21 protein-coding genes and 1 pseudogene are annotated in these 25,906 nt (G+C 36.1%); 12 read left to right on the top strand and 10 right to left on the bottom strand.

Annotation, left to right across the window (positions count from 1 at the left end; translation table 11 throughout):
- Position 1 precedes the first annotated feature (1 nt).
- The 8 genes from LQU93_RS06160 to galE form a co-directional block, all read right to left on the bottom strand.
- A complete protein-coding gene (locus LQU93_RS06160; RefSeq protein ID WP_229933008.1) occupies positions 2 to 847 on the bottom strand; it encodes an NgoPII family restriction endonuclease in 846 nt (281 codons plus the stop codon).
- An 8-nt stretch (positions 848 to 855) separates the two neighbouring features.
- A complete protein-coding gene (locus LQU93_RS06165) occupies positions 856 to 2,403 on the bottom strand; it encodes a hypothetical protein (RefSeq protein ID WP_229933009.1) in 1,548 nt (515 codons plus the stop codon).
- Positions 2,403 to 4,076 (bottom strand): dihydroxy-acid dehydratase, encoded by a 1,674-nt coding sequence (gene ilvD, locus LQU93_RS06170; RefSeq protein ID WP_229933010.1) that lies wholly within the window; start codon positions 4,074 to 4,076, stop codon positions 2,403 to 2,405. The genes LQU93_RS06165 and ilvD overlap by 1 nt, the downstream gene beginning before the upstream one ends.
- A gap of 424 nt (positions 4,077 to 4,500) precedes the next feature.
- The gene (locus LQU93_RS06175) at positions 4,501 to 5,832 is read right to left on the bottom strand and encodes an acetyl-CoA carboxylase biotin carboxylase subunit (protein ID WP_229933011.1); all 1,332 of its coding nucleotides are present in this window, start codon (positions 5,830 to 5,832) and stop codon (positions 4,501 to 4,503) included.
- A complete protein-coding gene (gene accB / locus LQU93_RS06180) occupies positions 5,832 to 6,281 on the bottom strand; it encodes an acetyl-CoA carboxylase biotin carboxyl carrier protein (RefSeq protein WP_229933012.1) in 450 nt (149 codons plus the stop codon). Before accB ends, LQU93_RS06175 begins: the two co-directional genes overlap by 1 nt.
- A 69-nt stretch (positions 6,282 to 6,350) precedes the next feature.
- Positions 6,351 to 7,877: an MATE family efflux transporter gene (locus LQU93_RS06185; protein ID WP_229933013.1), complete on the bottom strand. Its 1,527-nt coding sequence runs from the start codon at positions 7,875 to 7,877 to the stop codon at positions 6,351 to 6,353.
- Between the two features lie 9 nt (positions 7,878 to 7,886).
- Entirely contained in the window at positions 7,887 to 9,122 is a 1,236-nt protein-coding gene (tviB, locus tag LQU93_RS06190; protein WP_272695065.1) for a Vi polysaccharide biosynthesis UDP-N-acetylglucosamine C-6 dehydrogenase TviB, read from the bottom strand.
- A gap of 36 nt (positions 9,123 to 9,158) precedes the next feature.
- On the bottom strand, positions 9,159 to 10,142 hold the full coding sequence (galE, locus tag LQU93_RS06195) for a UDP-glucose 4-epimerase GalE (protein WP_229933014.1): 984 nt from the start codon (positions 10,140 to 10,142) through the stop codon (positions 9,159 to 9,161).
- Between the two features lie 96 nt (positions 10,143 to 10,238).
- On the opposite strand from galE, the gene LQU93_RS06200 reads away from it, so the two are divergent.
- Positions 10,239 to 11,285: an LLM class flavin-dependent oxidoreductase gene (locus LQU93_RS06200; protein ID WP_229933015.1), complete on the top strand. Its 1,047-nt coding sequence runs from the start codon at positions 10,239 to 10,241 to the stop codon at positions 11,283 to 11,285.
- Positions 11,286 to 11,541: 256 nt separating this feature from the next.
- On the opposite strand, the gene LQU93_RS06205 is transcribed toward LQU93_RS06200, so the two are convergent.
- Entirely contained in the window at positions 11,542 to 11,793 is a 252-nt protein-coding gene (locus LQU93_RS06205) for a hypothetical protein (RefSeq protein ID WP_229933016.1), read from the bottom strand.
- Positions 11,794 to 12,098: 305 nt separating this feature from the next.
- Between LQU93_RS06205 and LQU93_RS06210 the strand changes: the two genes are divergently transcribed.
- The 9 genes from LQU93_RS06210 to LQU93_RS09960 all read left to right on the top strand — a co-directional run bounded on the left by LQU93_RS06210 (position 12,099) and on the right by LQU93_RS09960 (position 20,223).
- Positions 12,099 to 12,908 carry a ChaN family lipoprotein gene (locus tag LQU93_RS06210; protein ID WP_229933017.1) on the top strand — a complete coding sequence of 270 codons (810 nt, stop codon included), beginning with the start codon at positions 12,099 to 12,101 and terminating at the stop codon, positions 12,906 to 12,908.
- Positions 12,909 to 13,546: 638 nt separating this feature from the next.
- The gene (locus LQU93_RS06215; RefSeq protein ID WP_229933018.1) at positions 13,547 to 13,741 is read left to right on the top strand and encodes a hypothetical protein; all 195 of its coding nucleotides are present in this window, start codon (positions 13,547 to 13,549) and stop codon (positions 13,739 to 13,741) included.
- Entirely contained in the window at positions 13,738 to 15,240 is a 1,503-nt protein-coding gene (locus LQU93_RS06220) for a TonB-dependent receptor domain-containing protein (RefSeq protein WP_268250052.1), read from the top strand. Before LQU93_RS06215 ends, LQU93_RS06220 begins: the two co-directional genes overlap by 4 nt.
- Positions 15,241 to 15,248: 8 nt before the next feature.
- Positions 15,249 to 15,809, top strand: coding sequence for a porin family protein (locus tag LQU93_RS09955; RefSeq protein WP_268250049.1), 561 nt, complete (start codon positions 15,249 to 15,251; stop codon positions 15,807 to 15,809).
- Between the two features lie 8 nt (positions 15,810 to 15,817).
- Positions 15,818 to 16,753, top strand: a complete 936-nt coding sequence (locus LQU93_RS06225) for a MotA/TolQ/ExbB proton channel family protein (RefSeq protein ID WP_229933019.1) — start codon at positions 15,818 to 15,820, stop codon at positions 16,751 to 16,753.
- Positions 16,740 to 17,138, top strand: coding sequence for a biopolymer transporter ExbD (locus LQU93_RS06230; protein ID WP_229933020.1), 399 nt, complete (start codon positions 16,740 to 16,742; stop codon positions 17,136 to 17,138). The genes LQU93_RS06225 and LQU93_RS06230 overlap by 14 nt, the downstream gene beginning before the upstream one ends.
- A complete protein-coding gene (locus LQU93_RS06235; protein WP_229933021.1) occupies positions 17,138 to 17,995 on the top strand; it encodes an energy transducer TonB in 858 nt (285 codons plus the stop codon). The genes LQU93_RS06230 and LQU93_RS06235 overlap by 1 nt, the downstream gene beginning before the upstream one ends.
- An 8-nt stretch (positions 17,996 to 18,003) precedes the next feature.
- Complete coding sequence (locus LQU93_RS06240) at positions 18,004 to 20,031, top strand: TonB-dependent receptor domain-containing protein (protein ID WP_229933022.1); 2,028 nt, start codon at positions 18,004 to 18,006, stop codon at positions 20,029 to 20,031.
- Positions 20,032 to 20,100: 69 nt separating this feature from the next.
- Positions 20,101 to 20,223, top strand: coding sequence for a hypothetical protein (locus LQU93_RS09960; protein ID WP_268250050.1), 123 nt, complete (start codon positions 20,101 to 20,103; stop codon positions 20,221 to 20,223).
- Between the two features lie 831 nt (positions 20,224 to 21,054).
- Here LQU93_RS09960 and flgE read toward each other — a convergent pair.
- Entirely contained in the window at positions 21,055 to 23,598 is a 2,544-nt protein-coding gene (gene flgE, locus LQU93_RS06245) for a flagellar hook protein FlgE (protein ID WP_229933023.1), read from the bottom strand.
- A gap of 161 nt (positions 23,599 to 23,759) precedes the next feature.
- Between flgE and LQU93_RS06250 the strand changes: the two genes are divergently transcribed.
- Positions 23,760 to 24,530: a PDC sensor domain-containing protein gene (locus LQU93_RS06250; RefSeq protein ID WP_229933024.1), complete on the top strand. Its 771-nt coding sequence runs from the start codon at positions 23,760 to 23,762 to the stop codon at positions 24,528 to 24,530.
- 662 nt (positions 24,531 to 25,192) lie between these two features.
- A pseudogene (locus tag LQU93_RS10110) lies at positions 25,193 to 25,825 on the top strand (methyl-accepting chemotaxis protein); the annotation flags it as partial.
- Positions 25,826 to 25,906: the final 81 nt, after the last annotated feature.

The following is a 25,906-nucleotide window of genomic DNA, read 5'->3' on the forward strand; positions in this document are numbered from 1 at the left end:
CTTAAAACTCGTATGTAATTAATTTTGCCGGTTTGAGTATGGCGGGATTGTTTGGATTTTTGATTAAAACATCTGAAATTTTAGCCCCATGCATTTGATTAATCAAATTCAAAAGCTTATCACAATTTGTAAATGAGTGAAATTTCTCATCATTTATAATACACATAAAAGAAAATTCCTTGCTCTCATCTCTTTTATAGATATATTCAAAGGTTTTTAATGGATTTTGCATATGCCACATTTGGCAAATTCTAAGATATGTGATACCTAACGGATCTACTTTATTAACTCTGCCAAGCTCGTTTGTAGCGGCAAATTCCACTCCGCCAATACTCTCTACGCCGCTTTTTATCGTGCTTTTAATATGCTCATAAATTTCACTACTAGCCGCATAATCTTCGCCGTAAACAAAAACTAGAGATTTTATATGATTTTTACTTGTTACGCCGACTGCGTAAATCATATCTTTTTGCTCCCACTCTTCACACTCTTTGCAAAATGACGTTATCATAGGGCTATTTGCATATAGTTTTGCCTTTGGATAGCTTGAGTTTAAAGCGAGTGCGGAGTTAAAATTTTCTATCTTTTTTACTTCTATCGCATCGCCGTTTTTTAGCATAAAATCAGGCGGATTGCTATTGTTTCCAAGATAAGAAAAAACTTCGCTTTTACGTTTTAACCTTACTTGTTCATCTACTTCTTTCAAAGTATCACAAAACAAATCAGCAATAAAATTTTCCAAGCTATCGCCGACACTATTTATGCGATTATGAGTATTTTGATACTCTTTTATTTGTGTCTGTTTGTTAGTTAAAAGAGTGCAAATTGCGTCTATTATATTTGGCATTTTACTCCTTAATTTACTATATTTTTTTGATTTATCTCAAATATAGGGTAAGAGTATTCGCATTCTAGCCCGTTTTCTTTGATGTTTTTGCATTTTAAATCATGTGCGTTAAAAATATCATCATTGCATTTGATTTTGTCGTTAAATTTCTCGCACTCAAAAGGCTGTTTATTTAACTTTAAAAAATATTTTTCATCTGATTTAACAACCACTTTTACATTTTTTAGCATGGTTAAGTTCTCATCAAATTTTATAATGCAAGTCTCATTGTCTTTATCGCATTTGCTTAAATTGCTGTCTAATATGTGCTTTGGTATAAATTTAGTAGGCACAATATAGTTAGCATCGTAATTTGCTATACCAGCAAGCCTAACAAAGTCTTTATGCAAAAACAGCAATATGACAAATAGAATAAGAATAGCAAAAAATCCTTGAAGCGAGTATTCAAATATTTTTAGCATTGAAAGCAACCTAGCAAAAAACCATATAATAACAAACATTATCAAAGCAAGAACATCAATCTCATCACTTCTAAATTTTACAATTGCAAAAAATAAAAAATCACTTATAAAAATGAGAAGTAAAAAGAGTATTGTATTTGATATAGTTTTGCTTTTAAATGAAGAATATATCGCAAAAAATAAAGATAATACCGCCATTAAAGAAAATAATAAAATAAGCAAATTATCTTTTAATGAATTACAAACAATAAGTAATAAACTCGTTAGAAAAAGTAAATGATAGATATAGATATAGGCGTGATTAATAGCGGTTTTATTATATTTTGAAATATCAAATAATAAATAATTTTGATACAAAAAAATGACTCCTATATAAAATAACGTCAAAAAACCAAATGCAAAAACCACAATCAAGGCAAAATATAGCTCGTCAAATGAAATCGATGGGACTTTATTTTCTATAATAAAATAAGGGACGCACAATATTGAGCCTAAAAACAATATGGACGAGATGGATAATAGTTTCTTATTGCATATGAAATGCCACATTTTTATTGCGTCATATTTTATTGAGTTAAAAAAATGTTTCAAATCGTAATTTAATAGATCAAATTTACTATTGTTTTTATAAATTTCAAAAATTTGCTTCTCTTTTTCTAAAAATTCTTTTTTTAAGATATCTTTTTCCTTTAAATTTGTAGAAGAGTTTTGTTTTTTTAAAATATCTTTTTCCTCATTTAGTAAAATAATCGCCTTTTGTATAGATTCTTTAAAATATTTTGAGTATAAATTTAAACTATCAATATAGCCAGAAAATTTACATGCAAAGCTGAGTAGGTTATCTAAATTTCTCTTGGCTTTATAGGTGGTTTTGTAAAAACTTTCTACCGAGCTTAAGGCTGGATTAAACCTGCCATTAAGCCTTTCTATATCATCACAATGTTTTAAAAATTTTGTCGTTTTTCCTTCCTTACAATCATCTATAATAAGTTCTGCTTTAATAAGAAATTCTTTTTGTAAATTCTCAAAAGTATCTAGGCAATGTTTTAGATATTTAATCTCTTCATCTATATTTTTTAGTTCTTTTTCACTCATCAAGCTTCCAATATCGCTCCATTACTTGCGTTAGTTACTAGCTTTTGATACTGTCTTAACCATCGTGAGTTTAGTGGCTTTTCAATCGGCTTAAACTCGGATTTGCGACGTGAAATTTCAGCTTCGTCTAATCTAACATTTATAGCGTATGTATCAACATCTATATCTATGATATCGCCATCTTTAAGCAATCCTATCATACCACCCTCAGCTGCTTCTGGGCTTACGTGTCCGATACTAAGCCCTCGCGTCGCACCGCTAAAACGTCCATCAGTAATAAGTGCCACACTTGCACCAAGTCCTCGACCCATTATCAGGCTTGTAGGACTTAGCATCTCTTGCATACCAGGACCTCCCTTTGGACCCTCGTAGCGTATTACGACTACATCGCCGTGCGTGACCTTACCTGCCGTTATGCCTTTTATTGCTTCGTCTTGAGAGTTAAAACACACCGCTTTACCTGTGAATTTTCTCTCGCCAACTATACCAGCCGTCTTTATAACACAACCTTGCTCGGCTAAATTTCCAAACAGTATTGCAAGTCCGCCAACTTGAGAATAGGCATTTTCTACTTTTCTTATCACATTTTCATCATTTATCACACTAGCCCCCACGCGTTCTCCCAAACTTTCGCCAGATACAGTTAGATTATCTAGCTTTAGCATACCATTGTCACGACGTGAAATTTCGTTTATGACAGCATTCATGCCACCAGCTTTAGCGATATCTTGCATATGCACAGACGGCAAAGATGGGCTGATTTTGGCAATGTGCGCTATGTTTTTGCTTATCTGATTTAAGTCGCCAACATCAAGCTTCACTCCAGCCTCTCTTGCGATAGCTAGCATATGAAGCACGGTATTTGAGCTACCACCCATTGCCATATCAACAACAAGTGCATTGCGGACGGCTTTTTCGTTTAAAATATTGCGTATTTTATAGCGCTCATCAAGTGCTATCTCACATATCCTACGACCAGCTTGTCTAACTAGCTCCTCTCTTTCAGGCGTTAGTGCTAGTATCGTGCCGTTGCCACTTAGTGCTATACCCATGGCTTCACATAGTGTATTCATCGAGTTTGCTGTAAACATGCCAGAGCAAGAGCCACCACTTGGACAGGCGTTACACTCTATATCTTTTAGCTCGGCTTCAGTTATCTCATTTGTTTCAAACTTACCAACCGCTTCAAATGCAGTAGCCAGATCTATAGGTCGCCCATCTTTTGTGTAGCCCTTTTTCATCGGTCCGCCACTTACAAATATTGTCGGCACATTTACCCTAAGTGCTCCCATTACCATGCCTGGCACGATTTTATCGCAGTTCGGCATACACACAAGTGCATCAAGTGCGTGTGCGTTCATCACGGTTTCAACAGAGTTTGCTATGATCTCGCGACTTGGCAAACTATAAAGCATACCGCCATGCCCCATAGCAATGCCATCATCGACCCCTATACAATTAAACTCAAACGGCACACAGCCATTTTTGCGAATTTCATCTTTTAAAATTTCAGTATATTTATTTAAGAAAAAATGTCCTGGAATAATCTCAATAAAACTATTTGCTATGCCAATAAATGGCTTATTAAAATCATCATCTTTTAAACCAGTCGCACGCAATAGTGAGCGGTGTGGTGCCCTTGTGTAGCCTTGCTTGATTATGTCGCTTTTCATATTTGCATCCTTTTGAATTTAGTGTGATATTTTATCCTAGTTTAGATTAAAATTTAATCTAAATAAAGCCATACTCTGCTTTTTGATAGTCTTAAATAAACTATTTTGATTGTGTAAAACACAATGATATCAGCTGTATTTTTAAGTAGGATTTGACTGCGACCATAATTAACCAGTGTAATTTTAAGCATTCTACGCTTACAATAATAAATTTTAATTTATTTTATGTGATTTTATCTTTGTTTGCTATGCAAGGGGCTTGGCGGATGCTTGTGTTGCTTTGTTTATTTTATAAATATTACTCAATATTGCCATCTTTAGATCAATACAAAATTTTAAAATTTCGTAAAAATTATTTTGAAATTTAAATATCGCAAATACTGTCTAATCAATACTAATTTCAAGGGCTAATACCCCCTTGAAATTAGTGTTTTGATAGATAATTAGTGTCGTAGTTGTTTGATATGAAGTCTTTGTTTTTCATCATTTGTATGTGAAAATCGCGTGTGGTTTTGATGCCACCGATGATTAGTTGCTCTAGAGTAACGCGCATTTTATGTATGGCTTTTTCGCGAGTTTCGTCCCATACGATTAATTTTCCTATCATGCTATCGTAAAACGGTGGCACAGTATAGCCTTGATAGACATGAGAGTCCATGCGAACATTTCTGCCACTTGGTGCAACGTATTTTGTAATCTCACCTGGATTTGGTGTAAAGCTGTTTGGATCCTCTGCTGTTATCCTGCACTCTATGGCGTGACCGTGTAGTTTTATACTATCTTGTGATGGTAGTTTCTCGCCCTGTGCTACGCGAATCATCCACTCAATTATATCAATTCCACTTACCATTTCACTCACACAATGCTCTACTTGAAGCCTTGTATTCATCTCAATAAAGTAAAAATTTAAATGCTTATCTACTAAAAACTCAAATGTTCCAGCACCCTCATAACCTATGGCCTTTGCTGCGGTTACGGCTGTTTCGTGTAAGCGTTTTCTTGTGTTTTCATCAAGCAAAATTGCTGGACTTTCTTCGATTAGTTTTTGATGGCGTCTTTGCATTGAGCAATCTCTTTCGCCTACGTGAATGACGTTTCCATGGCTATCACCAATGATTTGCACCTCGATATGGCGTGGATTTAAGATATATTTTTCCATATACATTGTGCCATCGCCAAATGCCGTTACCGCTTCACTCTCGGCCGACCAAAATGCTTTTTCTAAATCTTCTGGTCTTTCAACAACTCTCATGCCACGTCCGCCACCACCAGCTGCGGCTTTAATGATAACTGGATAGCCGATTTTATTGGCTAACTCAGCTGCCGCTTTGACATCTTTTATAGCTCCATCTGAGCCTGGTATAACTGGCACTCCAGCCCTTTGCATGACTTGCTTAGCCTTGCTTTTATCGCTCATTACTTGCATTGCTGCTACGCTTGGACCTATAAATTTTAACTTATGGTGAGAGCAAATTTCTACAAAATTTTGATTTTCACTTAAAAAACCATATCCAGGAAATATCGCATCAGCCTCGCTTATTTCAGCAGCTGAGATGATAGCTGGTATATTTAGATAGCTATCGCTTGAGCGAGGATTTCCTATGCAAATAGCAGCATCGGCGTATTTTACATATAGTGCATCTCTATCGGCTGTAGAATACACCACAATGGCTTCTTTGCCCATCTCTTTTATCGTGCGTAATGCTCTAAGTGCTATCTCACCGCGGTTTGCGATTAGAATTTTTTTGATTTCCATTAGATTTTCTCCACAGCAAACAGTGCCATGCCAAACTCAACTGGTTGCCCATCGGCTACTAAAATTTCGCTTATTTGACAATCGTATTCTGCTTCAATGTCGTTCATGATTTTCATAGCTTCTATTATGCCTATTACTTCGCCTTTTCTCACTTTTTGTCCAACTTTTACAAATGGTGCAGAGCCTGGCGATGCTGATGTATAAAATGTCCCAACCATTGGTGAATTAAGCGTATTTTTTGGTGCTGGTGCTTGCTTTTCGCTTACTACTTGCACATTTATTGGTTGTGGTGCTGGTGCTTGTATTGGTGCTGGTGCAACGGCTGGTGATTCTAGTGTGTCATTAAATTTTTCTAGTTCTAGTTCAAACTCGCCTTCTTTGATGCGAATTTTATTTATATCCTTTTTTTCAAATAGCTCGATTAAATGCTCGATGTCTTCTTTTTTCATATTTTCTCCTGATTTAGATAAAAATGCCTGATTATATCCAAAATTTATTAAAGTATGGCTGTTTTGGTTTTATTTATTTTGTCTTAGTTTGGATTTTATTAAGCCCATAATGCTTTGCCTTTCTTTTTGATTAAACAACAAAAAAAGACAAAAAACATATCCAAAAATCGCAAAAAGTATCGAATGCAAAACAAAATCTACCCATGAAATTATTTGTATATTTATATAAAATTTTAACCCAAAAACCATTAGTAATATAGTCATAAAAACACAAACTAAACGAAGAAATGTTGGATAAAATGTGCTTATTGATTGATTTAAATTTAAACTAGCATTAATTAAATCAAAAAAACAAATACGAAGAGAGTAAAAAATAGCAGCAGTGACAACAATGCCATAAATGCCGTAGTTTGTAAATTTTAAAATAGCAATTTGAGCAAGTATGGTGCCAAATCCAAGTATGGTATTTGCGATGGCTGGGCGACGAAGTTGGTTTGTTGCACTATCAAGGTTAAAAAGCGAAAACACAAAACTAATAAGCAGTATTGGCAACAAAACTATAAGCGATAGCTCATAAATAAGTAAGATTTCACTTTTATTTTTAAACGGCAACCAAAGCGTGTAAAATTCTTGCCCAAATACTACAAAAACTGCAACTGGAGCGATTAATATAAAGGCTGTAATTCTCATAGATAGTTTAGACTGCATGATTAGGTTTGCTATTTCGTTTTTTGAATAAAGCTCAACAAATTTTGGTGAAAATATAAAACTTATTTGAGCCACAAAGCTTTCTAAAATAATTGGTGCTGCCTTGCTAACAGCCAAAATTCCAGTCATGTTTGCGTTTAAGAAAATATTGCATATAAATAGATCCATGCCGGTTATCAGAATGCGATTTAGGGCATTAAAACTATTATAAATGCCTGAACTAAAAAGCTCTTTTATGCTTTTAAAATCAAATGCAAAAAGGCTAAATTTAAGCTCTGGCGTAATGCGTGATGAGATAAAAATCGTGCTAAAAAATACAAAGAGCGAGGCAATAAGTGCGGATATGGCGATGTAAAATATCATCGGTTTAAAAAAATAAAAAAGCAAGACAATGCAAATTGCCAAAATTGCACTTGAGATAGCATTGCGAATGCTAATTAAATAAAGTTTATTTTTAACAAATGCACAAACAGTGATAACACCATTAAAAAGCCCAACACAAAAGTTGATAAAATAAAATACAAATGTCAAAAAAACATCATTTTCAAGATGTGGCGGAACGTCTAAAATTTTATTTATATTTAGCAAAAACAGCCCAGAACATACCACCACAACAATGCAAAAAAAGACATTTACAACCAAGACTGATGAATAGTATATATTTGATTTTGGTATATTGTTTTTATGCCATTCATAAGCCACGAATCGCCCACTAACCGAGTTTATCGCCACAGTAATTATAGATGCATAGCTTACTATTGCATTACTAAGCCCCACAAAGCCATATGCCTCGTTGCCAAGCGATTTTAAGATAAATGGCGTTAAGAGAAAATTTATCCCCATTGACACGATAAAAACGATGATAGAGCTTATTAAATTTATCGCCATTTTTAGTTTTTACAGCCTTGCATTTGCATTTTTATAGATATTTTTTATATCATAAACAAGCTTATCGCCAAAGCTTAATTCCTTAAACTCATCGTGAGCTACAGCGATGACGACGCAGTCATACTGGCTTATATCATACTCATTATGCAGAGTAAATCCATACTCGTGCTTTACTTCTTCGCTGTTTGCCCACGGATCACTCACATCGACCTTGCAACCAAAATCCTTAAGCTCATCTATCACGTCTATAACGCGTGAGTTGCGAATATCTGGGCAGTTTTCCTTAAACGTCATACCAAGGACTAAAACCTTTGAGTTGTTTATCAAAACGCCGTTTTTTATCATTAGTTTTATGATTTGATTGGCTACGTATTTGCCCATATTGTCGTTTATGCGACGACCTGCAAGGATCATTTCAGGATGGTATCCTAGCTCTTGTGCTTTGTGCGTTAGATAGTAAGGATCCACACCTATACAATGCCCTCCAACTAATCCTGGCTTGAAATTTAAAAAATTCCACTTCGTTGCTGCAGCTGCTAAAACCTCGTGCGTGTCGATGTTTAGGCGTTCAAATATCATCGCAAGTTCGTTGATAAAGGCTATATTTATGTCACGCTGTGTGTTTTCGATGACCTTAGCGGCTTCTGCGACCTTGATAGAGCTTGCTTTGTAAGTTCCAGCGGTGATGATGGAGGCGTAAATTTCATCTACTTTATCGGCGATGGCTGGAGTTGAGCCGCTTGTGATTTTTTTGATTTTGGTTACGGTATGCTCTTTATCGCCTGGATTTATACGCTCTGGCGAGTATCCGCAAAAAAACTCATCGTTAAACTTAAGCCCACTGATACGCTCTAAAATCGGCACACAAACCTCATCCGTAACACCCGGATAAACCGTGCTTTCATACACTACTATATCGCCTTTTTTAAGCACTTTTGCCACGCTCTCACTCGCCTTTATGACAGGGGTTAGATCTGGGCGGTTGTTTTTATCTATAGGTGTTGGTACAGTGACTATGAAAAAATTGCACTGCCTTAAATCCTCTAAATTTAGGCTAAATTTTATGCCATTTTCAAGGGCTTTTTGCATTTGTGATTTATCAAGCTCAAGCGTTCTATCAAAGCCATTTTTAAGCTCATCAATGCGTGAGCTATTTATGTCAAAGCCTACAACTTCATACCTTTGACTAAACGCAGCCGCCAGTGGCAGTCCCACGTATCCAAGTCCAATGATCGCTATTTTCATCTCTTTCCTTTTGTAAATTTAAAGCTTTTTAGCTGGTTATAATCTTTTTTCCCACTCAAGTGCAGTTTTTATAATGAGTTTTAAATCATCAAATTTTGGCGTCCAATCAGTGAGTGTTTTTATCTTACTCGCATTTGAGATAAGCACGGATGGATCGCCATCGCGTCTATTTGCGATATCTACCTTAAAATCAACTCCGCTTACTTCTTTTGCCATTTTTACCACCTCTTTGACACTAAATCCACGCCCATATCCGACGTTAAAAATTTCGCTTTGGTTTTCGTTTATGTGATTAAGTGCTGAAACGTGAGCTGTCGCAAGGTCGCTTACGTGGATGTAATCACGCACACAAGTGCCATCATCTGTAGCGTAATCATCGCCATAAATCGCCATTTTTTCACGTTTGCCTAGTATCGTTTGCACCGCTACTTTAATAAGGTGTGTGGCGTTTGGATAGTTTTGTCCGATTAGTCCATCAGGATCGGCACCTGCGACGTTAAAATAACGCAGTATGGCGTATCTAAACTCTTTGTTTGAAGTGGCGTAGTCTTTGATGACTTGCTCACTCATTAGCTTTGAGTATCCATATGGATTTATCGGTATTGTCTGGCTTTCTTCACTTACTTCTGGCGTATCTGGCTCACCATAAACCGCAGCGGTTGAGCTAAAAATGAAGCGATTTACGCCGTAAATTTTGCAATATGTTAAAATTTTTGCTACGTTTGCTGTGTTGTTTAGGTAGTATTTTAGTGGATCTTGTGTGCTTTCAAAGACTTCGATAAATGCGGCAAAATGAATTATTGCATCAAATTTATGTTTTGCAAAAATTTCATTTAGATCATCTTCTAAACTAACGTTAAAAAACTCAAAATTTCTTATCTTTTTTAGCTCATTTATGGCATTTATGTTGCCTTTGCTTAGATTATCAATTACGCAAATTTCATGAGAACTTTGTTCTAAAAGCACCTTTAAAACGTGTGAGCCGATGTATCCAGCTGCACCTGTGATTAATATATTCATGTTAGTCCTTTTTAAAATCTGTATTTTATCAAAAATAGTCTTTGTTTTGCATTTATTAAAAATACAGTCGTAAAATATAGCAAAAAGGATTTTATGGTGAAAATTTCAGTTTTAAATCTAGCTCCGCTTAGACAAAACGATAGCGCAAAAGATGCCATAGACGCGATGGTTAGACTAGCAAAATATGCTGAGAGCATTGGCATACAAAGATACTGGATAGCAGAACATCACAACATGAAAAACCTAGCTAGTTCAGCCACATCGCTACTTATACAGCATGTTTTATCGCAAACAACCAAACTGCATGTAGGCTCTGGTGGTGTAATGCTACCAAATCACGCCCCATACGTTGTAGCTGAGCAATACGGAACTCTAGCTACGATATATCCAAATCGCGTTGAGCTCGGCATAGGAAGAGCACCTGGCACTGACATGCAAACGGCACGTGCCTTAAGGCGAACAACTGGTGCAAATGCAAATTTCAAAGCTGAGCTTGATGAGCTTAGAAGCTATTTTGACGGCACAAACGAAATAAATGCATATCCAGCCAAAGGCATTGATGTGCCGTTTTACATACTTGGCTCTAGCACGGATAGTGCGTATTTAGCAGCAGAACTTGGCTTGGCGTATGCGTTTGCGTCGCATTTTGCACCGCGTTTGCTTGAGATGGCAGTTGCAATCTATAGACAAAATTTTAAACCTTCAAAATATCTTAAAAAGCCATATGTGATAGTTGGTGCAAATGTCGTTGTTGCCGATACCAACGAAGAAGCTGTGAGCTTAGCAACAACCCAAACTCAGTTTTTCTTAAATGTCGTGACAAACACACAGCAAAATTTGCAGCCGCCACTTAAAGACAATAATGAAGTTTTTGATACTTACTTATATAAAGCGACAAAAGCTCCGCATTTTGGACCTGTAAATTTTGCAGATACAGCTTTAATGGATCAGGAAAAAATGGCAGTTATGAGCATGATGGCATGTAGTTTTATAGGTTCTAAACAGGATGTGCAAGAGCAATTGCAAGAGTTTAGATCAAAGATTGAGTTTGATGAGTTGATGGTGCAAAGCTTTATTTATGATGAACAAAAGCAACTAAAATCATACAAATACATCAAACAAATAGTTGATGAGATGAAATAACGATGTTGGTTTAAGCCCAAATCTTGCACTGTGATTTTGTCTTGCTACAATGCAAGACCTCTCATTGATTTTGGTAAATTTATGCTTGTTGTGACTTTTAACCACTTTGATATGCTCGTAGCTTTGCGATAAATACTAGTAATAAGCTCTTTTATAGTTATGCGATGATATAAATTTTATTTTATACAATATCTAAATTTACGCTCTTTCGGATGCAAAGCATTTTTTAGTGCTTCTGAATTTTGTTATTTTATCTTTATGCTAAACAGCTACCAGCGAAGAGAAGTTTTTCATAGGGATAGCGATTTAAGCTATCATCTTGTAACGAGCGAAGCGAAGTTAAAAACCAAACTATCAAAAACACACCCATCATGTTAAATTTCAAAAAATTTTCATGAAATTTTGCTTTTACCAAAATATAGTAAAGGTAGTCAAACTTTACACTAATCCCAGCAAAACAAATTCGCATTAGACGCAGATTAGTTAATTTAAAAGATGAAAAATACATAAATACACTTTTAATTATAAAATATTTTACTATGATAAGAAATTTTAAACACTTTAAAAGATGAAAATTTAACGCATACATATGTCTTTAAGACTGGTTAATAAGGTGAGTATTTTCTTAATCTCTTTTTATAATGATTTTTGCTTATGGATTTAGCGTTAGCAGGTGATTTTGTAAATATAATTTCATTTGTCTTGTGTTAATTTGAGCATATTTTTATAATATTTATTTAAATATTAATTAATATTATTTTAATAATAAATTTCATATCATTACGCTTTATTTTTGTAATTGGAACTATATTAATGAATCAGATTAAAGCTTGTTTGGCGCTGTGTATTTTGTTGTTTATTGCCGGTTGCAGTCACGATGTTGCGATACAAAATTTATCAAAAGTGCAACTTTACAGCAATATTGTGCGTCTTGATACGAATAAATCCCTTAGTTTTACTGAATTGTTAAATGAGCTAGATAGTGTCGATGTGTTGTTGGTTGGGGAACTACATTATGATAAAAATCATCGATTAGCTCAAATCTCGTTAATTAATGAGTTGTCAAAAAGAAAAAAACTTGATGTTGCAATGGAGATGATAAGTAGTGAAAAACAAAATTTAATCGATAAAGCATATCAGGATAATGTTCATATTAATGAAATTTTAGGTGCTATAAATTGGGATAAAAACTGGAGAATTTCACACTATGGCGAGATAGTAAAAACAGCTTATGAAAAAGCAAATTTAAGCAAGAGCGAGATAGACACTATTTTTAGTGGTGCAGAGCCGATTAAAGGCGTAGTTTCAACAACACAATCTGTAAAAGAAATGATCGCAACTGCTATTGGCTTAGCACATGTTGCAGATGAAAAAATGCACAATAAGCTAGTTCAAGCACAACTTTACAAAGATCGCAGAATGGCTGATGTGTTAAATAAAACGCAAAATTTTAGCCTATTAATAGCCGGTGTTTTTCACACACATAAGGATGTTGGGGTGCCACTTCATTTGATTGATTTTAACACTCAAAAGAGAGTAAAAGTGCTGATTTTAGGCAGTAGTGATTATCAGCTTGACGATGTTAATATCTATAAGGCTGATTATTTTTGGCAGTTTAGGTAGGCATGAAAATTATATATTTTAACGCATTTAGTAGTAATTTGAAAAATGCCAAAAGATAAAGAATGTAAAACATTTTTAAGCATGAATGTTTAAATTTTGCACGTTAGATGCATTAATTTGTTGATGCTAGTAGAATGAGAGTAATTTAAGATGATTGATATATTATGTTTTGCACGGCTAGCAATAAAATGCTTAGAATTGCACTGTGGTGCTAAAGTGAAAATTTAATCGTGTAGTATCTAAAGAAGTACTTTTTTAATTAATTTATTTTAAGGGCTTAGACATTAAATAAACTATATAAAAATGATATTAATTTGCAAAAATAAGCTGAAATTTTAAAAGTTTCAAGAACTCTTAAAATTTGAGTTTAAAATATAAATAGTCATTAAAATATTTTTAACGAAATTTAATTGTGGATTTTGTTAAAACTATATTTATGATAATTTTATACGCAAAACAAATAAAGGCTTAAGCGTTATTTATAATAAATCTTAACGTCTAAGCAAAGGGTGTAAATTTAAGTATTTATTTACAGCAATGGCTTAATTAAATATAAAATTTTAAGCCTAAACTAGAGTGTAGTTTTAAATATTTACTGATAATGAAACTTAAAAGTATAATTATTAAAAAGGAGTAAAATGCATAAAACCGTCAAATACGCAGGTATAGCACTAGCTGTGGCAACAGCTATCATTAACGCAAATGAGCTTGATTTTGATAAAGTTGAAGTAAGTGCGAATGAAATTTCAAACACGCAAAAACCATTTGCTCTACAGGAGCGGTATCACACCGTGAAATTTCAAGTTCTGACACACAAAGTATCGATAGTATAGTGCGTGGAGTGCCAGGAGCATACACACAAATAGATCAAAGTCAAGGCACAGTAAGTGTTAATATCCGTGGCATGAGCGGACTTGGACGAGTAAATACGATGATAGATGGCGTTACACAGACGTTTTTTGGCACCTCAGCAGACCACGGCGGATATCATCAAGGTGGCACAACAAATGCGTTTGGTGCAATGATAGATCAAAATTTTTTAGTGGGCGTAGATATTAATAGGGGTATAGCTGATGCAAATGCTTTGATGGGAAGTGCAAATTTTCGCACTATCGGCGTTGATGATGTGATACGCGAAGGCAATATTTTTGGCTTTTTAGGCAAATACAGCTACGGCACAAACGGCATCGGACCAAACTACATGGCAACAATCGGTGCAAAAACCAAAATCAATAACGACGAAGGCAGTATAGGGGCAATATTTGGATACAGCGGCAAGAAAACGACGCAAGATTACAAAAGTGGCGATGGCTCAAAAACAACCGACACACGCATATCAGAGTATGATTCAGACGAGACTATTGCTCCAGCATATGGTGATATATCTAGGTTAAAGCAAAAACCGCATTCGATTTTGTTTAAAATTCAAGCCAATCCAAATGAATATCATGCCTTGGATCTACAATATCGCAAATACTCAAACTATCTTGCCGGTCGCGATATGGACAATCAAACGTATCAAGTAGATTATAAATTTAACCCACATGAGCTATTAAATCTAAAATTTCTAGCCGCACATACACTCTCTCGTCAGACCTACGATAGTTCAAAAAGTGTAAGCGTTCAAAACATATCAGATATGACAGGCGGAGTAAATCTAAATCAGAAAAATACCTACGATACAATCAGCCTAGAAAATGCCTTTAACTATGACATCACGCAAAATTTAAAAATCAAACAAACTATTGGTGCAAGTTATGGACTAAACAAATACACTAGCAACGTAAGCCGTCAATCACTATCTCAAAAAGGCATGGGAAGCACTGTATTTTCACCATCTGGAAAGCAGATTTTAACAAATTTATTCTTCAATAATGTCATAAATGCATACGAACTAGTAAAACTAGAAGCAAATCTAAACAAAACATACTACACCATCAAAGGGCATAAGCCAGAATGTGGCGATAGCAATCCAAGCTGTATTCCAAAACAAGCCATGGACATCAGCAAAAATGGCAACTTTTACAACGGCAAGGCTGTGTTTAGTCTGCTTTTGCACGACCTTTTTACGCCTTATATCAGCTACGCCGTCACGCACCGTGCACCAAACGTTCAAGAGGTGTTTTTTGGCTCTGATGCAGGAGATAGCGTAAATCCTTACTTGCGTCCTGAAAAAGCAACGACAAAAGAGATAGGCTTTAACTCAATGTCACAAAATTTATTTACCGATAATGACTTTTTTGGTTTTAAATTTAACTATTATAAAACTCGCTTTAAAGACTTTATTTATGATAGGCGGTTTGATCTAGGAAGCACCTATTTTTATACGTAAATCATGATGTGCCAATAAATTTTAGAGGCTATGAAATCGAGCTAAATTACGATATGGGCATATTTTACACCAAAATAAGCTACACAAGGCAAAAAACGGATCAAATCCAAAGCGAAACATCAAGCTCATATTATGGCAACTTTAACTACACTCAGGTGCAAGACTTGCCAAAATACTACGGTCAAGCCGAAGTTGGAGCTAGATTTTTTGATGAGAAATTACAGCTTGGTGTGATAGCAAAATATACAGGAAAAGCCAAACGTGCCTATCCAAGTGATGGTAGCGAAAATCGCGATGGCGATAATGATGACATAAACTCACCTATAATTTTGCAAGATTTGCCAAAAATCCCAACTATTTATGATTTAAATTTAGTCTATAAACTTAGCAAAAATTTTACCATAAAAGGCGAAGTGCAAAATCTATTTAACAAAAATTACATCGATGCTTTAAATGCAAACAACTCAACAAATCAGCTTGATTATAACTCTAATGGTGATAACATCTATCTATTTAGCAACTCCGCACGTGGCAGGACGTATTATGTCAATTTTGAATACAGATATTAAGGATTAAGATGAAAAAATTTCTAGCGATTATTTTATTTTTTACGTTTTGTTTTGCAGATAGCAATTTGACGCAAAATTTAGATGTTAGTATAAATTTAAAAAGCGATGCATTGTTAAAATCTTTGCCAAATAATGCAAACAAAGAGCAAAATACAATAAATAACGATAGTATTTCTAAGACCCTAAACACATCTAAAACACTAGAGCAAAACACAACCAAACCACTGCAAAATCTAAATCTATCCGAGCAAAACACAACGCAAAATTTAGCCACAACCGCTAAAGACGAAAAGTCACACATCGATATGAGCTTTGGCTCACTTTTTGATAATGCTCACATTGTAGTTAAGGCGGTTATTGGGATTTTGATACTGTTTTCAGTCATCACTTGGACGGTATTTTTAGCTAAATTTACTCAATTTGCTCTTGCGTTTTCAAGATTAAAAAAAGATGAAAATACCATAAAAAATGGCGATTTGTCAGCACTTAAAAATAGCCAAAAAAGCTTTGGCAAAATTTTATTCATCCAAATAAACGATGAAATTTCAAAAACTGCTATAAAAAACGAAGCTTTTAAGCTACGTGTAAAAGAGCGTCTTGCTCTAAAATGTAGCGAGTTTGTCCATCAATCTAAAAGCTACACTGGCATACTAGCAAGCATTGGCTCATCTGCACCATTTATTGGACTTTTTGGCACAGTTTGGGGGATAATGAGTAGCTTTATTGGCATCGCAAACGAGGGTAATGCAAGTCTAAGTGTAGTAGCACCCGGCATCGCAGAGGCACTATTTGCGACGGCTTTGGGCTTAGTGGCTGCTATACCAGCGGTTTTGATGTATAACTGCCTTATAAAAACTGGACTAAATTTCAACGCTAGGCTAAATTTACTAGCTTCGCAGATTTATCTTTGCTTTGATAGGGAGTGTGAAAATGATACTAAATGATGGCGAAAACGAACTTAGTGAGATAAATGTAACGCCATTTATCGACGTTATGCTGGTGCTTTTAATCATATTTATGGTGGTTACTCCAATTGTTACAAGCTCCGTAAAGGTCGAGCTTCCAAAAGCAGTAAGTGAGCAAAAAGCCGATGTAAATAAGCCGCTTATCATAAGCATAAATGAAAAAAATGAAATTTATTTTGGCACTGAGCTTGTAAATGCCGATAACATCGGTGCCGCAATGCAAGAAAAAACAGGCGACAATAAAGATAACGTAGTGTTTTTTCACGTTGATAAGGTGGTGCCGTATGAGATTTTAATCGCCACTGTCGAGCATGTAAAAAAGGCAGGATACTCTAAAATCGCCTTTTCAAGCAAGGCAAATTAATGCATATGCCAAAATCTATCTGGTTTGTTTCATTTAGTTTTGTTTTAATGCTTCATATTGTGGCGTTTGAATTACTTTTAGCAAGTAAAAAAAGTGTGAGCTTAGAGCAAAATTTTGGCGGTTTTGACTATCCGATTAAAGATGATGTTTTTGAAAGCGTGATGATAGTCTCAGATTTGCCAATTGGCGAATTTAAACAAGTAGCGATAAATTTGACTAAATCCGCCCAGCCACAGCCAAATTTGCAGTCACAAGATGAGCCTGAAATTTCGCCAGTTAAGGATATAAAATCAGATATTAGTGCAGTGCAAAAGCCAAAACAAAAAAAACAAAAGCCAAAAGAAAAGCTCAAAAAAGAACCACCAAAACAAGAGATTAAGCCAGATACAAAACCAACCAAAGAGATTGAAAATGTCGAAAAATCAGAGCCAACACAAAGTGTCTCATCTATAAATTCCAGTGCAAAAGACAGCTTTGCTTCCGCTCCAATAAGTGGCACCAGCACCAAAATCGCCACAAACACAACAGGCGTAAGCCGCACAAACAAGCAAAGCTGGAAAGGGCTAGTCGTCTCGCATCTAAACAAGCACAAAAGATATCCAAGTAGTGCTCTTTCAAACAGCGAAGAGGGCATAGTAAGCGTAAGGGTAGTGGTTGCAAAAGATGGGGAAATTTTGCATGCAGAGATTAAAAAACCAACAAAATTTCAAAGCCTAAATGCCGAAGCGGTTGAAATTTTTCACCGAGCATCGCCACTACCAACGCCACCAAGTGAGTATTTTAAGGATAAAAACGAGCTAGTAATAAATTTTCCAATCGAGTTTAATATCAAAAAATACAAACAAAGCCTAAGGTAGGAGAAAAAATGTCTAGAATTTTACTACTTAGTCTAATTGCAACAAGTGCGATTTTGGCTGAGATGGATTTTGATAGCATTGAAGTTTTTGCAAATGAGCTAAAAAATGGCGAAAAAAGCTTTTTAAAACCTGGTGCCATAACCTCAAAAAGTGAGCTAAACTCACAAAATCAAAGCATAGATAGCATCGTGCGCTCACTTGCTGGTAGCTACACACAAATAGATCAAGCACAAGGCAGTGTATCTGTAAATATCCGCGGTTTAACGGGACTTGGACGAGTAAATACGATGATAGATGGTGTCACACAGACATATTACGGCACTAGTTCAGATTCTAAAGGTTTTCATGATTTTACTGGTAATCTTGGCACTTCGGCTTTTGGAGCGATTTTAGATCAAAATTTTCTAGCTAGTGTTGATATAGAGCGTGGCTCATTTAGTGGTGCAAATAACGCTATAATGGGAAGCGCAAATTTTCGCACAATCGGAGTAGATGACGTAATAAGAAATGGCGATAACCTTGGCTTTTTAGGGCGGTATTCGTATGGCACAAATGGCATAGGCCCTAGCTACATGGGAGCGATTGCCACCAAAATAAAGCTTGAAAATGGCTCAAATATAGGCGTTTTATACGGATATAGCGGCAAGAAAATCACTCAAGATTACAAAGACGGAAGTGGTAAAAGAGCAAAAGATGCGACATTTGACATCAACGGCGATGGGCAAGGAGATCTTGGTAGGGCGATTGATGTTGAAAATCTGACCCAAAAACCAAAAAATCATCTACTAAAATTTGAATACTCAAATGAAGACCATGCTGCTATTTTGTCATATAAAAACCACTCAAACTATCTAGCAAAACGCAAAATTGACAGCAACAGCTATCAGCTTGATTATCATTTTGACCCTGATAGTGATTTTTTAAATTTGGCACTTTTAGCCTCGCATACAAACACTAAGCAAAAATACGACAAAATCGCCACACTTAGTTGGGTTAGTCTAAAACAAGGTATGCAATTTCAAAACAAAGCAACAAATTTTGATTTAAGCAATACTTTTAAATTTAACTTAGACAACGCAAAAATTTCATCAAAATTTGGTTTAAATTTACTAAACAACGATTACATCCGCAAAACTAGTGATAAAGATTTTGCCACACTAACAACAAACTATGCAGTCCCGCAAGGCAAACAAAAAATAAGAACAATATATCTTGATAATAGCCTTGAATACAGCATTTTAAAGCTTGATGCAAATGTAAATTTTATGCACTGGCAAATTAGTGGCACAAAGGGCAAATGCGAGATGGCAAATACGCTTTGTGAGCCAAAAGAGCCTGGTAAGATAAAGAAAAATAGCGATGCAATAAACTACTCGCTTATGCTTGGTGTAAATTTGCATGAGTATTTTTCGCCGTTTGTTAGCTACGCTAAAAGCACAAGGGCTTTAAATGTGCAGGAATTTTTCCACTCTGGCACGGTTTATGAAGACATCAATACTTTTTTAAAACCAGAAACTGCCAAAACTGCACAAATCGGCTTTAACTTACATAAAAATGGCATTTTTGCAAACAGCGATGTAATTGGCTTTAAAGCGACTTACTATCACACAAAAATTAAAAATTTTATCTACGATAGACTTATAACAAAAGAAGCTTTATTTCTATCTAGATTAAACGGTAATGCGAAATTTAGGGGTCTTGAGATAGAGTTGATGTATGATGCTGACTATTTTTATACTAGTGCTAACTATGCCCGTCAAAAGGCTAACTACCCGCTATCTGATAGCATGGCACTTGATTGGACAAATGGTCCAAGTAGTGGTGTATCTCAGTTTAGCCAACTACCAAAATACTACGCCACAATCGATACTGGCGTAAGATTGTTTGGCAACAAACTTACATTTGGTAGCATTACAAAGATTACTGGCAAGGCGAAGCGATTTAATCCATTGTTTGAATATGCTAGCAATGAAACGGAGTTTAAGCGTGTAAAAACACAAGATTTGCCTAAAATCCCTACCGTTTTTGATTTTTAGGTCACCTACACACCGACTAAACAGCTTACTTTTAAACTCGAAGTACAAAATGCCTTTAACAAAAACTACATGGATGCACTTTACACCTACAACTCATCTTACTCAAATCAAGTATTTAACGATACTTTGACAGTGTTTAACAACTCAACAAGAGGTCGTACGGCTTTGTTTAGTGCTGAGTATAGATACTAAAATTTGCAATTTTACATCGATACTGCCATTAGTATATCTTGGACATGAAAGTATGTTATGATAAATTACAATAAAAATAAATTTATATTTACAAATAAAGGATTTTTGCAAACATAAACTCCATATTAAAGCATCAATAAAATTTAAGTTTCATTTTTCTTGATGAAGTGATGGGCGAAACTATTTATAAAAATAATGTTAAGTTATTACCTTGCAACAAGCAAATAAACTGAGTTAAATTAAGCTTAAATTCTCTATTTTATTTACTTACTGCTTTTTAAAACATCACAAAATAACAGCTTCTCGTGACTAAGAGCCGTGCAAAACAATGATAAATTCTCTTAATTTAGTATTAGCCACAAAAGCACTAAAAAGTCAAAACTAATCATCGTATCTTTTTTCATGACCAGATTTAGACTAGATTTAGCTTAATTTGGTTTTTGGCTTGGCTAATTTAGCTAAACACTTTTGCAAAACAAAAGGCTTCTTAAGAAATTCTTTAAATTTGTTTTGAGAATTCTTAAATGATGGATGTGTTTTGGGGAGGTTGGTTTTTAACTTCGCTTTGCTCGTTACAAGATGATAACTCAAAACGTTATCCCTATGAAGAACTTCGCTTCGCAACAATATCGATACGATCTAGCTTCGCACTCTATTTAAAAACCTTATTTTATTTTCTTATATTAACTCTAGCTTAATCACAATCTCATTGCAAACAACACATTAAAAGCCACTAGTATTGGCAACCTCATCAAATCAAAAAACAAGTAAAATCATGAAACATTAAATCAAAAAGCCTAATAAACACTCTAGGCTCAAAAGAGCCTAGAATTAATTTTTAAGCTGAAGTAGTGTATTTAGCATTTCATCACTTGTTGTGATGGCTTTGGAGTTTGCCTGAAAGCCTCTTTGCACGACGATTAACTGCGTTAGTGAACGGCTTAGATCGACGTTGCTTTGCTCTAGTTTTGCCGCTGCGATTGTGCCTTTGTTGCCACTTCCGGCAGTGCCAACCACCGGATCGCCTGAGTTTGCAGTGCGCGAAAAGATATTGCCACCCTCAGCATGCAAGCCCTCGTTATTTGTAAAAGTTGCCACAGCGATTTGAGCCAAACCAAAGCTTTGTCCGTTTGTAAATGCCCCTATTATTGTGCCTGTTTCATCTATCCTTAGATCTTTTAGCGAACCGCCCTCGTATCCGTCTTGGCGTATATAATCCGTACTTGAGTCTCTATCAAAGCTAGTTAGTCCGTTAAAGTCCGTATTTAGTCCGAAATTTAACTGCACACTTTGCCCTGCTTGTGAGCCGTTATTTGCTGTGAAAGTAAATGAAGCAGGGTTAAACGACGACAAAGCCCCATCTGGACCAAACCTAAGCATACCTGTTATGACATTGGCTGGGCCGTTGCCTGAGAAATTTATCTCAGCTGGTTCTGGCACTTGGATTACCATATTCCACTCTGTTCCGCCGTCATTTGTAGTGCCTGTTTTTGCCCAGCGGATATTTACAGTGTGCTTTGAGCCAAGCGAGTCGTAAATTTCAGTTGTTGAACCATGGCTAGACATCATAAACGCCGAGCTTGTTCGCACGGCTTGTCCTGGGGTTAGTGAGCCTTCAAGTGATTTCATCATGGTTGTTAGACGCACGTTTTCGTTTATGGCTGGAGTGTTTGGCGACGCTGGTGTAGTTCGCCCTGTCACGCTTAGATATATCGCCCTATCCATAAGGCTATTGGCTGGGTTTTTTAGCTCAAACTGCCCCTTTGTATTTACACTAAATGTCACGCCGTCGTTGTAATCATCAAAAGCAAATAAATTTGCCACGTAATCCTTAGCGGTGTTAAGTGCAGTCGCGTGATCTTCACCTGAGTTTGTCGCTCTATAATACGCCGCTAAAAACTCATTACCAAGTGGTTTTAGCTCAGGTATCTCAGCCGCCTTTGCTACAGCCGCTGCGTCTGTGCCACCGTTTATAGCGGTATCTATTTTTGTTTTTATATTAGTCATAACAGTTTGTGCGTCTTTTTTGATGTTTGATCCGCTTCCGTCATAATCAACATACTTTCTAGCGTCTTCTTGCATAGCACGGCGAAGGTCTTCTGTGGTATTTACCTGTCTTGAGTTGGTGTTGTATCCATGCACGGCTGTTGTAGATGTAGTGGTGTATTCATACTGGTGAGCCGTGATGATGTCTATGCGGTTTTTAGTCGGATCGTTTGCATCATAGTCTGGTATAAGATTTTTAATATCCGTTCCATCACCAGCATTTACAACTAGATGTATATTTTTACTCTGATCAGTTGTGCCTGAGTTGTTGCGGTTTATAAGCGTTAGCTTGTTGCCTTCTGAGATTTCAGCTCTAACGCCTGTGATATTATACTGAGCGTTGATTAGTGCGGCTACATCGCTAATGCTAGCAACCGCATTTGTGCTTTGTATAGATACGCCGTTTATTACGATATCTAAAGTTTTAGCTTGCGGTGTAAAAACGCCTGTTACAGGATCTATAGTGCCAAATTTACCTATAAATGCAGGATTATCCTGTCCGATTTTTACCTTTTTAGACTCGGCATTTGCATAGCTTATCCATAGTCCTTGACCCCTGCGAAGTGCTACGCCATCGCCTACTTCGTTAAATAGCACTCCTAGATCCACGCCACGCTCAGTTAAAATCTGCTCGTTTCTAGAGTTAGTGTAAAACTCATCACTATTTACGTCGTTTTCTGCGTGGATTTCGTTTGGGAAAAGCACTCCGTCATTATCAAAATCACGTCCATTTGCCACTGAATCAAGTGCATAAATAGGCGTTGATCTAGTGCCGATTGAGTTGCCTGAGTCTAAATTTGCTTTTACGCTTACGACGGTGGTAGCACGTGCTGGAGTCGTCAAACCCTCTGGGATTACGATATTTTTAACTGGTCCAGTTGAGTCTATCGTAGCCGTCTCATCATCTCTTAGCCAACCTTGTGCGACATAACCTGCATTATTTACGAAATTTCCAGCCCTATCGCGGACGAAATCGCCATTTCTAGTATAGTAGTGAGTGCTTCCGCCATCATTTGACACTATGAAAAACCCATCGCCTTGAAGTGCTAAGTCTGTGTTTTTATCTGTGGTTTGAAGTGTGCCTTGAGAGAAAATTCTAGTAGTTGATTGAGCCGTCACACCTAAGCCTATTTGCATGGCATTTTGACCGCCAAGATTGCCTGTAGGGGCTGTGGCTACGCGGTTTGTTTGACTAAGCATATCGGCAAAATTTGCACGTGAGTATTTAAATCCGACCGTATTTACGTTTGCGATGTTGTTACTTTCGACATCCATTGCTATTTGATGAGCTTGAAGTCCTGTTACGCCTGACCAAAGTGATCTTAACATCTTTTTATCCTTTTAAAATTTATCTTTTGCAAAACACAAGCAAAATGTGTTCCATATTTGTCAATTTTTACCCTAAGAAAAATAATTAAATTTTAAGTTTTGTTTAAAATACTTTATTCTACAATCAGCAAAATCAAAATTTTAACCATAAGGAAAACAGGATGTTTAAGAACCTTAAATTATCGACCAAACTAACGCTTGTTAGTTGTAGCATAGCTACATTAGCACTCATCATAGTTGTGAGTATGGTTGCGTTTAAAACGCTTAAAATTACTAGCGAGGATACTAGCCGATATATACGAAGCGAAGTGCAAAAGAATGCAAACGAAGTTTCGATATTTTTACTAAATGCATTTCAGAGTGCTAGAATGCTTGGAGAGAGTATTCAAGGAGCATTAGAAGCTGGGAATAAAATAGCCCCTGATAATCTTGGTGCGATTTTTATGCAGGTGCAAAAGGAAAATCCAGACTTTATGAGTATATGGTTTATGAGTGAAAGCGATGAGTTTTACAACCGCTATACAGACGGCGGCGCGGATGAGCTATACGCATCAAACGGCTTGTTTGCACCATGGAGTGTAAATTCTAGCGGAAGCCCAAAACTAACAAAACGAACGAACGAATACAAAAATGGTGAATACTACACCACATCAAAAAATAGCGGACTACCTACGATACTTGATCCATATTTTTATAATTTTAACGGACAAAATATACTAGTTACGTCATTTACTATGCCAGTTTATGCAAAGGGTAAATTTGTAGGAACAATGGGAATAGCAATGAAAGTAGAAAGAATACAAGAGCTAATTAGATCAATCAGGCTATATGAAACAGATAGCAGTCTGCTACTATCTCATACTGGCAAGATCATAGCACATACAAATTCTGATTTAATCGGCAAGAGTATCGTTGAGGCAAATCAAGACTAAGACCGCTATTAACAGCACTACAAAGCAAAGATCCATTTGAGATGCGAGCGATTTCAGCTGTAAGCAAAAATCCATCGCAGATTGTGTATTCTGGTGTGAGTGTGCCAAATTTTGATAAAATTTGGGGCGTGGTGCTAGTTGTGGATATCGAAGAGACGATGAAAGAGACAAATGAGCTTAGAAATTTTATGATAAGCATGGCTTTTGTGTCTATCTTGGTCTTAATGCTAGTGATGTGGCTATACTCTAGGACATTTTCAAAACGCATAGGCAACATGAAAGCGGCACTTGAAAGCTTCTTTGACTTTTTAAATTTCAAAACAGACAAAGCAGATGTGCTTGTAGTAAAAGCAAATGATGAACTAGGACAAGTTGGCAGACTAATCAACGAAAACATTAAAAATGTAGAGCAAAATTTAGCCGAACAAAACAACTTCATAGCACAAGCAAACAATCTAGTAAGCAATATTAAAGACGGCAACTTCACAGCTACACTTGATGCAAATACTCAAAATCCAGCCCTAACTAAACTAAAAGCTGCGTTTGTTGAGCTACAAATCGCACTAAAAGACGCTATCGCAGCAGATGGCAAAGACGTATTAAAGCTACTTGATACATACAAAAAGCAAGACTTCTCGGCTAGACTTAACGATAGCGGAAAAATGGCAAGTGGCATAAATGGACTTGGCGAAGAGATCTCAAACATGCTTCGCACAAACCTAAACCAAGCTGAAGTCCTTCAGCAAAAGGCTGAAATTTTAGCAAACTCAATGAGAGAGCTAACAGATGGAGCAAATTCTCAAGCAAATAGCTTGCAAGAAAGTGCAGCTGCAGTTGAAGAGATGTCAAGCTCAATGAGTGCTATTAATCAAAAAACACAAGATGTCATAAGACAGTCTGAAGAGATTAAAAACATCATTGTTATTATTAGAGATATAGCAGATCAAACAAACCTACTAGCACTAAATGCTGCTATTGAAGCGGCACGTGCTGGAGAGCATGGTAGAGGATTTGCTGTTGTTGCTGATGAGGTTAGAAAACTAGCTGAAAGAACTCAAAAATCTCTAGGTGAGATAGAAGCAAATACTAATGTTTTAGCTCAGTCAATCAATGAGATGAGTGAGAGCATAAGAGAGCAAAGTGAAGCGATTAATATGATAAATCAAGGTGTATCTCAAATAGATAGCCTAACAAGGGCAAATGTCGAAGTCGCCAATAAAACTAATCAAGTAACATCTGAAGTAGATAGCATGGCTAAAGAGATAGTTGCAGAAGTTAGAACTAAACGCTTTTAATCTTGCTGGTATCTAAGCCCTAAAAATGGGGCTTAGATTTATTTTATCTGATTACACTACAATATAGCTTTTATAATTTAA

Origin of the sequence: Campylobacter majalis, assembly GCF_905120465.1 — a bacterium.
GTDB classification, from domain to species: domain Bacteria; phylum Campylobacterota; class Campylobacteria; order Campylobacterales; family Campylobacteraceae; genus Campylobacter_A; species Campylobacter_A majalis.

Coding starts and splice junctions, on each gene's coding strand:
- LQU93_RS06160 (WP_229933008.1), bottom strand. CDS start 847: ATGCCAAATATAATAGACGCAATTTGCACTCTTTTAACTAACAAACAG.
- LQU93_RS06165 (WP_229933009.1), bottom strand. CDS start 2,403: ATGAGTGAAAAAGAACTAAAAAATATAGATGAAGAGATTAAATATCTA.
- ilvD (WP_229933010.1), bottom strand. CDS start 4,076: ATGAAAAGCGACATAATCAAGCAAGGCTACACAAGGGCACCACACCGC.
- LQU93_RS06175 (WP_229933011.1), bottom strand. CDS start 5,832: ATGGAAATCAAAAAAATTCTAATCGCAAACCGCGGTGAGATAGCACTT.
- accB (WP_229933012.1), bottom strand. CDS start 6,281: ATGAAAAAAGAAGACATCGAGCATTTAATCGAGCTATTTGAAAAAAAG.
- LQU93_RS06185 (WP_229933013.1), bottom strand. CDS start 7,877: ATGGCGATAAATTTAATAAGCTCTATCATCGTTTTTATCGTGTCAATG.
- tviB (WP_272695065.1), bottom strand. CDS start 9,122: ATGAAAATAGCGATCATTGGACTTGGATACGTGGGACTGCCACTGGCG.
- galE (WP_229933014.1), bottom strand. CDS start 10,142: ATGAATATATTAATCACAGGTGCAGCTGGATACATCGGCTCACACGTT.
- LQU93_RS06205 (WP_229933016.1), bottom strand. CDS start 11,793: ATGTATTTTTCATCTTTTAAATTAACTAATCTGCGTCTAATGCGAATT.
- LQU93_RS06210 (WP_229933017.1), top strand. CDS start 12,099: ATGAATCAGATTAAAGCTTGTTTGGCGCTGTGTATTTTGTTGTTTATT.
- LQU93_RS06215 (WP_229933018.1), top strand. CDS start 13,547: ATGCATAAAACCGTCAAATACGCAGGTATAGCACTAGCTGTGGCAACA.
- LQU93_RS06225 (WP_229933019.1), top strand. CDS start 15,818: ATGAAAAAATTTCTAGCGATTATTTTATTTTTTACGTTTTGTTTTGCA.
- LQU93_RS06230 (WP_229933020.1), top strand. CDS start 16,740: ATGATACTAAATGATGGCGAAAACGAACTTAGTGAGATAAATGTAACG.
- LQU93_RS06235 (WP_229933021.1), top strand. CDS start 17,138: ATGCATATGCCAAAATCTATCTGGTTTGTTTCATTTAGTTTTGTTTTA.
- LQU93_RS06240 (WP_229933022.1), top strand. CDS start 18,004: ATGTCTAGAATTTTACTACTTAGTCTAATTGCAACAAGTGCGATTTTG.
- LQU93_RS09960 (WP_268250050.1), top strand. CDS start 20,101: ATGGATGCACTTTACACCTACAACTCATCTTACTCAAATCAAGTATTT.
- flgE (WP_229933023.1), bottom strand. CDS start 23,598: ATGTTAAGATCACTTTGGTCAGGCGTAACAGGACTTCAAGCTCATCAA.
- LQU93_RS06250 (WP_229933024.1), top strand. CDS start 23,760: ATGTTTAAGAACCTTAAATTATCGACCAAACTAACGCTTGTTAGTTGT.